The organism is Yoonia sp. (assembly GCF_036007805.1).
Taxonomy (GTDB): Bacteria; Pseudomonadota; Alphaproteobacteria; order Rhodobacterales; family Rhodobacteraceae; genus Yoonia.
The window spans coordinates 1-7,008 of sequence record NZ_DASYOK010000206.1 but is presented as its reverse complement, the minus strand read 5'-3'; the positions used below and the strand labels follow the sequence as shown (position 1 = coordinate 7,008).

The following is a 7,008-nucleotide window of genomic DNA, read 5'->3' as shown; positions in this document are numbered from 1 at the left end:
GGGTGTTGGCCCGCCGATCTGGTCGGCCACGACGGCGAGCGCATCGCGCGTCTCTGAGAGCCGCAGCATGGTGGTGACGAAATTCTTGCCGTTCGCGTCAAAGACCCACGCCGTGCGCAGGATGGCGAAGGTGCCGCCAGCGCCCGTCACACCCTCTTCGCCCGCCAGTTTGGTTCGCCCGTAAGCGCCCAGCGGGCCGGTCGGGTCTGTGGGTTTCCACGCAGCACCTTCGCTGCCGTCAAAAACATAGTCGGTCGAGATATGCACGAAGGGGATGCCCTTGGTCGCACATGCCTGCGCCATCACGGTTGGTGCGTCAGCGTTGATGATATGGGCTGTCGCTTCGTCGGTTTCGGCGGCGTCTACGGCGGTATAGGCGGCAGCGTTGATGACAGCATCGGCGTCACTGGCGGCAATCATCGCGGCACAGGCGGCAGGGTTGGTCAGGTCGGCGGCATCGCGTCCGAGGGCGGTGATCTCGACCTCCGCAGCTGGGCCCGCGGCGATCAGCGCGCGGGCGACTTGGCCGGTTCTGCCGAAAACCAATACCTTCATGCCTTACCCAATCGCGCGCCCACACCGTCACGGTCCAGAAGCGGCTGCCACCAATCAGGGTTATCAAGATACCATGCGACAGTTCTGGCGAGGCCTTCTTCCAGCGTGACCGAGGGCCGCCAGCCAAGTTCCGTGCTGATGCGGGTCGGGTCAATCGCATAGCGCAAGTCATGCCCCGGACGGTCGGTGACATAGGTGATCAGATCGGCATGAGGGGCAGCCTCGGGGCGGTGCCGATCGAGCAGGGCGCAAATCATCGTCACCAGATCAATGTTCCGCGCCTCGTTTTCACCACCGATGTTATAGCTGCGGCCCAATTTCCCGCGCGTCAGGACAGTCAGCAAGGCATCTGCGTGATCTTCGACATAAAGCCAGTCGCGCACGTTTTCGCCTTTGCCATACACTGGGATCGGTTTGCCATGCAGGGCGTTCAGGATCACGACAGGGATGAGCTTTTCGGGGAAATGATAGGGGCCGTAGTTGTTCGAACAATTCGTCAGAACGACAGGCAGGCCATAGGTTTCCGCCCAAGCGCGCACCAGATGGTCACTGGCGGCTTTGGAGGCGGAATAGGGGCTGCGCGGATCATAGGGCGTGTCTTCTGTGAATTGTCCTTCTGCACCGAGCGAGCCGTAAACCTCATCCGTAGAGATGTGGTGAAAACGGAATGTGTCGGGCTTGCCTTGCTTGTCCCAATAGCTGCGCGCGGCCTCGAGCAGGGTGTAGGTGCCGGTGATGTTGGTCTGGATAAATGCACCTGGCCCGTCGATTGAACGGTCTACATGGGATTCCGCGGCAAGATGCATGATCGCATCGGGCGCGTGCTGGGCGAGAATACGATCGACCGCCGCGCGGTCGCAAATATCGGCCTGTTCGAACGCATAAAGCGGGCTGTCGGCGACACTGGCGACATTGGCCAGACAGGCGGCATAGGTCAGCGCATCGAGATTAACAACGCTATGCCCCTCTGCCACCGCCTGCCGCACAACGGCGGACCCGATAAAGCCTGCGCCACCTGTGACAAGAATTTTCATTTTGCATCCAAATAGGTGAAGGGTGAAATGGCGCCGGCAAAACCGGGGGCCGCGGCATCGTTGTCGGAGAGTGCGGCGTCCTGCGCATCTATCCTCCAATCAATCGCCAGATCAGGGTCGTCAAAATGGACAGACCTTACCGTGGCGGGCGCATAGGTGACCACGCACTTATAGGCCACGGTGCAATCGGATGTGCGCGTGACAAAACCATGCAGGAAGCTTTCGGCGATTAACGAGTAATTTCTCTTCACTTTAGAAAGCTCATGGTTAACCCAATGGTCAAAATGCCAAAAGCGTAAATGCGCATCAACCACGACATCCTAACTAACGCCTTACGGGATATGCACAAATTTCGACTGTGCGGATGTTGGGACCGGTTAACTCTATGGCGTCAGTCAGCCCAAGTTGAAATACCAAATTCATAGATCACCGTCTGCTTTTTTATCCTCAAATCCAGCTATATTTTACTGTATCGGCACTCCAAAATCTATCCTCATGTTTCATGGACACGTTGTCGATGATCTGTTGTCCGCCTCTGAGAAACGATAGGTCAAAAAAACACTGATTTATAACCAGACTGTGTTGGCTGCTATCAGGGCTACGACCTGTAAGCATACGGGGCCTCCATAGACCGTTCCCGCGTCGTGGTCATCGTTTCTGTTGGCAAGCACTCTGAGGCAAGGTGCTGCCGCCTGATCTTTTGACTTTCTACGGAGCGATCAAAAGTGGCGCTATAATGAATTCAGCATTTCATCAATTGTTCAATAACCCTGTCCTGCGTTGGTATATCCAGATCAGGATAAAGTGGCAGGCAGAGAACCTCAGATGCAATCTTACGGGCAACCGGTAAACCCGCCGGATCGGCAGAAGTTAGGTTTTTATAGGGCTCCATATCCGAGATTAATGGGTAGAAGTATTTGCGCGTGAAGATATTCTCTTCCTCTAGCCTCTTGTAGAGCTCATCGCGACTTACATGAAAATCGGGACCGATAAGAATCGGAAATGCATAGTGGTTGTGACCCACAACGACCGATGGACTTGGACAGCTCAGTCCTCGGATATTGCTTAATCGCTCCATATACCGTTGCGCAACAAGCGCTCGATCAGCAAGCACTTCGTCTATTCTGCAAAGCTGAGCCAGCCCAATCGCCGCAGAAAATTCATTCATCTTAGCGTTCATGCCAATCGCAGTAGCCGCACCCGTGCCGTCAAAACCGAAATTGGCCAACCGATCTATGGCTAGTTTTGTCTCGTGATCTCTTACGATCACTGCGCCCCCTTCAAATGTGTTGAAGACTTTTGTGGCGTGAAAACTCAGCACCGACATTTCGCCATGTTGCAGAATAGACTGCCCGTTGCGATGTACGCCGAACGCATGCGCGGCATCATAGAGTACCTTCAGACCATGACGATGGGCTACTTCAGCCAGTCCGTCAGTATCACACGGCACGCCAAAAGTATGAACCGGCAGAAGCGCCTTGGTCTGTGGCGTTATCAATGCTTCTATTTTCGTGGGGTCAAGGTTCAAAGTTATTGGGTCGATGTCTGCAAATACAGGCGTTGCTCCCGCCAGCTTAATTGCATGAGACGTTGCTACAAACGAAAACGGTGTTGTAATCACCTCTCCAGAGGTTATGCCAGCTTCCTGCATTGCGAGTACAGTTCCCAATGTAGCATTCGCCACAAGCGAGATATGCTCTACGCCCAGATAGTCTGACAACGCACTTTCAAACCTTTGTAACACCGGGCCATTGTTTGTGAGGATCCGTCGGTCCCAAATCTCCTCAAGCAGAGGAATTACATCTGCCAGAGCGGGGAGGTTTGACCGCGTTACATAGATCGGTTGTTTGTTCATCTGAGTGTATTCATCATAAACCAGCGCAGGTTAAAAAATATGTAGTCTCTAGTTAGACCAATCTTATCCCAACGCAACTTCGGCCCAGTATTGCCATCAACTTGATCTTCGGGGCAATTTCGACACGAAAGCGCCACGCGCAGCACACCAAACCAAGGAGGGGCAGTGACCCATCACTGGAGCCAATGCTGTGGTGGGTTTATCTGACAACACTTATGGGCAAGTCACAAGCCAACACAACGGGCCATATGCTCCATTCTTCGGGCAAATGTAGCTTCAAATGTGTGTTTGCGGGCAAAAGCCAACGCGCGGGTCATTGCTGTGGCAACCTCCTGCCGGTCTTCATGCAGTCGAGCTATCCGTTGTGCCATTAGCTCCGGTTTACCGATTGGGCTGAGAAAGCCGGAGCTAGATTGAGAAACGATACCGCTGAAAGCTTCGTTTTCATATCCAGCGATAGCAACCCCGCAAGACATTACTTCAGGATACGTACTGGATGGGTCTCCTTGTGGGTGTGGGCAAATAAAGAGGTCTGCGCTGGTCTTTAGATGGGGAATCCATTCAGCCTGGAAATCCATGGGTCTATGCAATGCAACGCAACTAGCTAACGTCGGTGTTGAAATTGCAGACCTTAATTCTTTGGCCTGTGGGCCATCTCCGACGATATCAAGCGAAAATGGTACCCCGAGGTTGACCAGTGCCTGCGCAATCCGGGGCAAGTCAAGAACCCCCTTCATTGCCGTTAGCCGCCCACCAAAAACCAAACGCAATGGTTGTTTCTTCAGAATCTCTGAAGTCTTTAGCGATAATGCGTCATCCGACAGGATGTCTGTTTCCCGCACGCGGTTGTCGAAAAATAGAAGCGCGTTCGATTGTAACGGTCGATAGACGTCATATGTAGGCGTGCCACTGCATTGAAGCCCCGCTGATTTCAACAGCATTTTCTGGCGCGTACGTTCGGCCCCTTGTAGCCAAGCCTTTCGCCTGACCCTGATAATGGGGTTTGACACTTCTGCGTCCACGATCTGGCGCTCCGTCTTAGGTGAGTATTCACTAACGAAGACAACGGGGACTTCAATCTCGTTACAAACTTGGAGCATTGGTGCCTCATCTGGCGCTAAAAAGGCCATGACACCGGCTGCGCCCATTAAGCGGGATGCAAGCTGCCCAATGTCCTGAGGTCGGATCTCGATGCTATTCGGAACGTTTCCCAAAGTTACCTCGACTGGATCAAGATCGCGAACGGGTTGTTTTGTCAGACGCGCCAGTGTGGTGACGGGGCCGGGCCAGTTTTTGGCGTATTCAGCGACTCCATCAAGATATTTTTGAGTGAGAAACAGTTTCCCTTCTGCATCTACACTGGCCGGTAGGGCTGGGAGCAAAATCAATTCTGGGTCTTTCATGAATTTTCACAGTCCTCAGACGAGATTTTTTGATACGATATCAAACCCAGAGAGGCTCAAGCGTGGCCAAGGCTCAGGGTGCATAACCAGAACATGAGAGTTCCAGCAAGGGCGATTGCCGACAGGAATGCTCTGAGGCAGCGGTCATTGAGGGTAGCGACGTGTCGTGCCTCCTTGAACCTAACAAACATGCATTCGATCAGATTGCAAAGTTCGCAATGGCGCGCGTCAAATCTTATGATCTTTTTGCTGCGTGCGAAACACACGGCGTGCCGGACATGTAAGCGTAACCATTGGGGTAAATGAAGACAATGCCGATCGAGACGCGCCTGACGCGCCCCGCGTGCGCCGGAGACCATCAACTTAAGTAAGGATGATGGTTATGACAAAAAGCAAAATGGCAAATCGCAGCTTGCGTAAGTGTCCGATTTTCGGGGGGGGGCTCACGACATAGAGTGCAGAAGCTTCAATCGGTGCGCTCATAAACGAACGGCGAAGCAAACGCAGCAAAGCTCACCGCCGCTGCATCTTTGTCCGAGAGCGCGGCGTCCTGCGCATTTATCCCCCAATCAATCGCCAGATCAGGGTCGTCAAAACGGACGGATCCTTCTGTGGCGGGCGCATAGGTGGCCGAGCATTTATAGGCCACCATGCAATCGACGCTGCGGGTGACAAAACCATGCAAGAAGCCTTCGGGAATGAATAGCTGATTGGCCTTCTCAGCGGACAATTCGCACCCGACCCACTGGCCATAGGTGGGAGAACCCTTGCGGATATCGACAGCGACATCCCAGATGATGCCTTGAAGCACGCGGACAAGTTTCGCTTGTGCCGACGGCGGTGCTTGAAAATGCAACCCTCGCACGGTGCCGATATCGCGACTGTAGGACTGGTTGTCCTGCACAAACTGCGTGGTGATCCCGTGCTGGGCCAGCGTGTCTGCGTTATAAGTTTCGCTAAAATGGCCACGGCTGTCGACAAACCGGCGCGGGGTAAGTTCGATGACGCCAGTAAGGGCGGTTTCATAGATCATCTCGTTAACGCTTCTCGCTCCTTAGTCAATTCCTAACTATGCTCTTTTCTTAAGGCGTGACGACCTCAAAATCCATAATCAGTTCGTGTTGTTAGAAGCATTTCTCACCGACGCGCTACTAGCAAAACTCTTTTGAGTATAACTACCATACAACGCTACTTTCTTGTCACACAAAGATCTTGAGTGAACCGATATCCTCGGTGGCATCTCAGTTCAACAACAAGACGACCTTTCCGAGGGCCACTTCTGGCTCCGTTGTTGCGTAATCACTCCCGATCTTAAGGGCATGCGGGAGCCGAATATTCTCGGCAGGATGAACGGAGAGCTTCCGATCAAGAAGACACGTTTCACAGACGCCCGGATCATGGGCGGGCTGGGCCAGATGAAGGGCGGTATTCCGGCCGCCGCGCTTTGCCGGGAGCACGGCATGAACAGTGCCAGGCTTTACAAATGGCATGCCAAATATGGCGGCATGGATGAAAGCCTTATCAGTGAGAAGCGATGGCGGAGGAGAACCGGCGCCTGAAGCGCATATATGCCGATGTCAGCATGCAGAACGACCTGCTGAAGGAAGCGCTGGGAAAGAAATGATCAGGCCAGTTCAGCGTCGAGAGCTGGCCGTGAAAGCGGTGGCGATGATCTACGCCTGATTTACGGTGCCCCGACTGCCGATCAGGCTGGCGCTGAACTGGATGCCTTTGAGGAAAAATGGGCGAGGAAATACGCCTCGCTTGCTCCGGCCTGGTGCAGGGCATGGCAAGAGGCGATCCCATTTTTTGCTTTCGATCTGGCCATCCGTAAGATCATCTACACCACGAACGCGATTGAAAGTTTGAACAGTGTCATCCGCAAATCGATCAAGACGTGCGGCTCTTCCCCGACCGAGGAAGCGGCAACCAAGTTGATCTATCTGGCGATCTGAAACTTCGAGAAAGGCGGCAGGAATGTCCGGGAATAGTTTGCCGCGCGCAATCAATTCGCTATCATTGACCTGCTCCCCTGAGAGTCCCCGATTATGAGTTAGCTCTGTTCAGGTTTTGGTCTTTCTTTGACCGGTTAGCATATTCCCACGGTGTCATGCCAGCGAGGCTTGAGTGTGGGCGGTGGTGGTTGAAGTCGTCGCGCCAT

Annotated in this window: 7 protein-coding genes and 2 pseudogenes; 2 read left to right on the top strand and 7 right to left on the bottom strand. The window is 53.7% G+C overall.

From position 1 onward, the window contains the following. The 6 genes from VGP75_RS11670 to rfbC form a co-directional block, all read right to left on the bottom strand. Window positions 1-555 (bottom strand): SDR family oxidoreductase (locus VGP75_RS11670; protein WP_327543826.1); only part of this gene is annotated, 555 nt, incomplete at its 3' end. Beyond that, a complete protein-coding gene (gene rfbB, locus VGP75_RS11665) occupies window positions 552-1,589 on the bottom strand; it encodes a dTDP-glucose 4,6-dehydratase (RefSeq protein ID WP_327543825.1) in 1,038 nt (345 codons plus the stop codon). The genes rfbB and VGP75_RS11670, both read right to left, overlap by 4 nt. Then, entirely contained in the window at window positions 1,586-1,903 is a 318-nt protein-coding gene (locus VGP75_RS11660) for a dTDP-4-dehydrorhamnose 3,5-epimerase family protein (protein ID WP_327543824.1), read from the bottom strand. Before VGP75_RS11660 ends, rfbB begins: the two co-directional genes overlap by 4 nt. 428 nt (window positions 1,904-2,331) lie before the next feature. After that, window positions 2,332-3,444: a DegT/DnrJ/EryC1/StrS aminotransferase family protein gene (locus VGP75_RS11655; RefSeq protein WP_327543823.1), complete on the bottom strand. Its 1,113-nt coding sequence runs from the start codon at window positions 3,442-3,444 to the stop codon at window positions 2,332-2,334. A gap of 224 nt (window positions 3,445-3,668) precedes the next feature. Then, on the bottom strand, window positions 3,669-4,847 hold the full coding sequence (locus tag VGP75_RS11650) for a glycosyltransferase (RefSeq protein ID WP_327543822.1): 1,179 nt from the start codon (window positions 4,845-4,847) through the stop codon (window positions 3,669-3,671). Window positions 4,848-5,313: 466 nt separating this feature from the next. Next, entirely contained in the window at window positions 5,314-5,880 is a 567-nt protein-coding gene (gene rfbC, locus VGP75_RS11645) for a dTDP-4-dehydrorhamnose 3,5-epimerase (RefSeq protein ID WP_327543821.1), read from the bottom strand. 331 nt (window positions 5,881-6,211) lie between these two features. Between rfbC and VGP75_RS11640 the strand changes: the two are divergent. After that, window positions 6,212-6,515: pseudogene (locus tag VGP75_RS11640) on the top strand (transposase); the annotation flags it as partial. Then, window positions 6,515-6,838: pseudogene (locus tag VGP75_RS11635) on the top strand (transposase); the annotation flags it as partial. The pseudogenes VGP75_RS11640 and VGP75_RS11635, both read left to right, overlap by 1 nt. A 55-nt stretch (window positions 6,839-6,893) precedes the next feature. Here the strand turns inward: VGP75_RS11635 and VGP75_RS11630 are convergent. Further along, the coding region (locus VGP75_RS11630) for an integrase core domain-containing protein (protein WP_327543827.1) at window positions 6,894-7,008 on the bottom strand (115 nt) is incomplete at its 5' end.

Excerpts from the sequence above, each read along its gene's own strand:
- rfbC (WP_327543821.1), bottom strand. The coding sequence starts at position 5,880 with ATGATCTATGAAACCGCCCTTACTGGCGTCATCGAACTTACCCCGCGC.
- VGP75_RS11650 (WP_327543822.1), bottom strand. The coding sequence starts at position 4,847 with ATGAAAGACCCAGAATTGATTTTGCTCCCAGCCCTACCGGCCAGTGTA.
- VGP75_RS11655 (WP_327543823.1), bottom strand. The coding sequence starts at position 3,444 with ATGAACAAACAACCGATCTATGTAACGCGGTCAAACCTCCCCGCTCTG.
- rfbB (WP_327543825.1), bottom strand. The coding sequence starts at position 1,589 with ATGAAAATTCTTGTCACAGGTGGCGCAGGCTTTATCGGGTCCGCCGTT.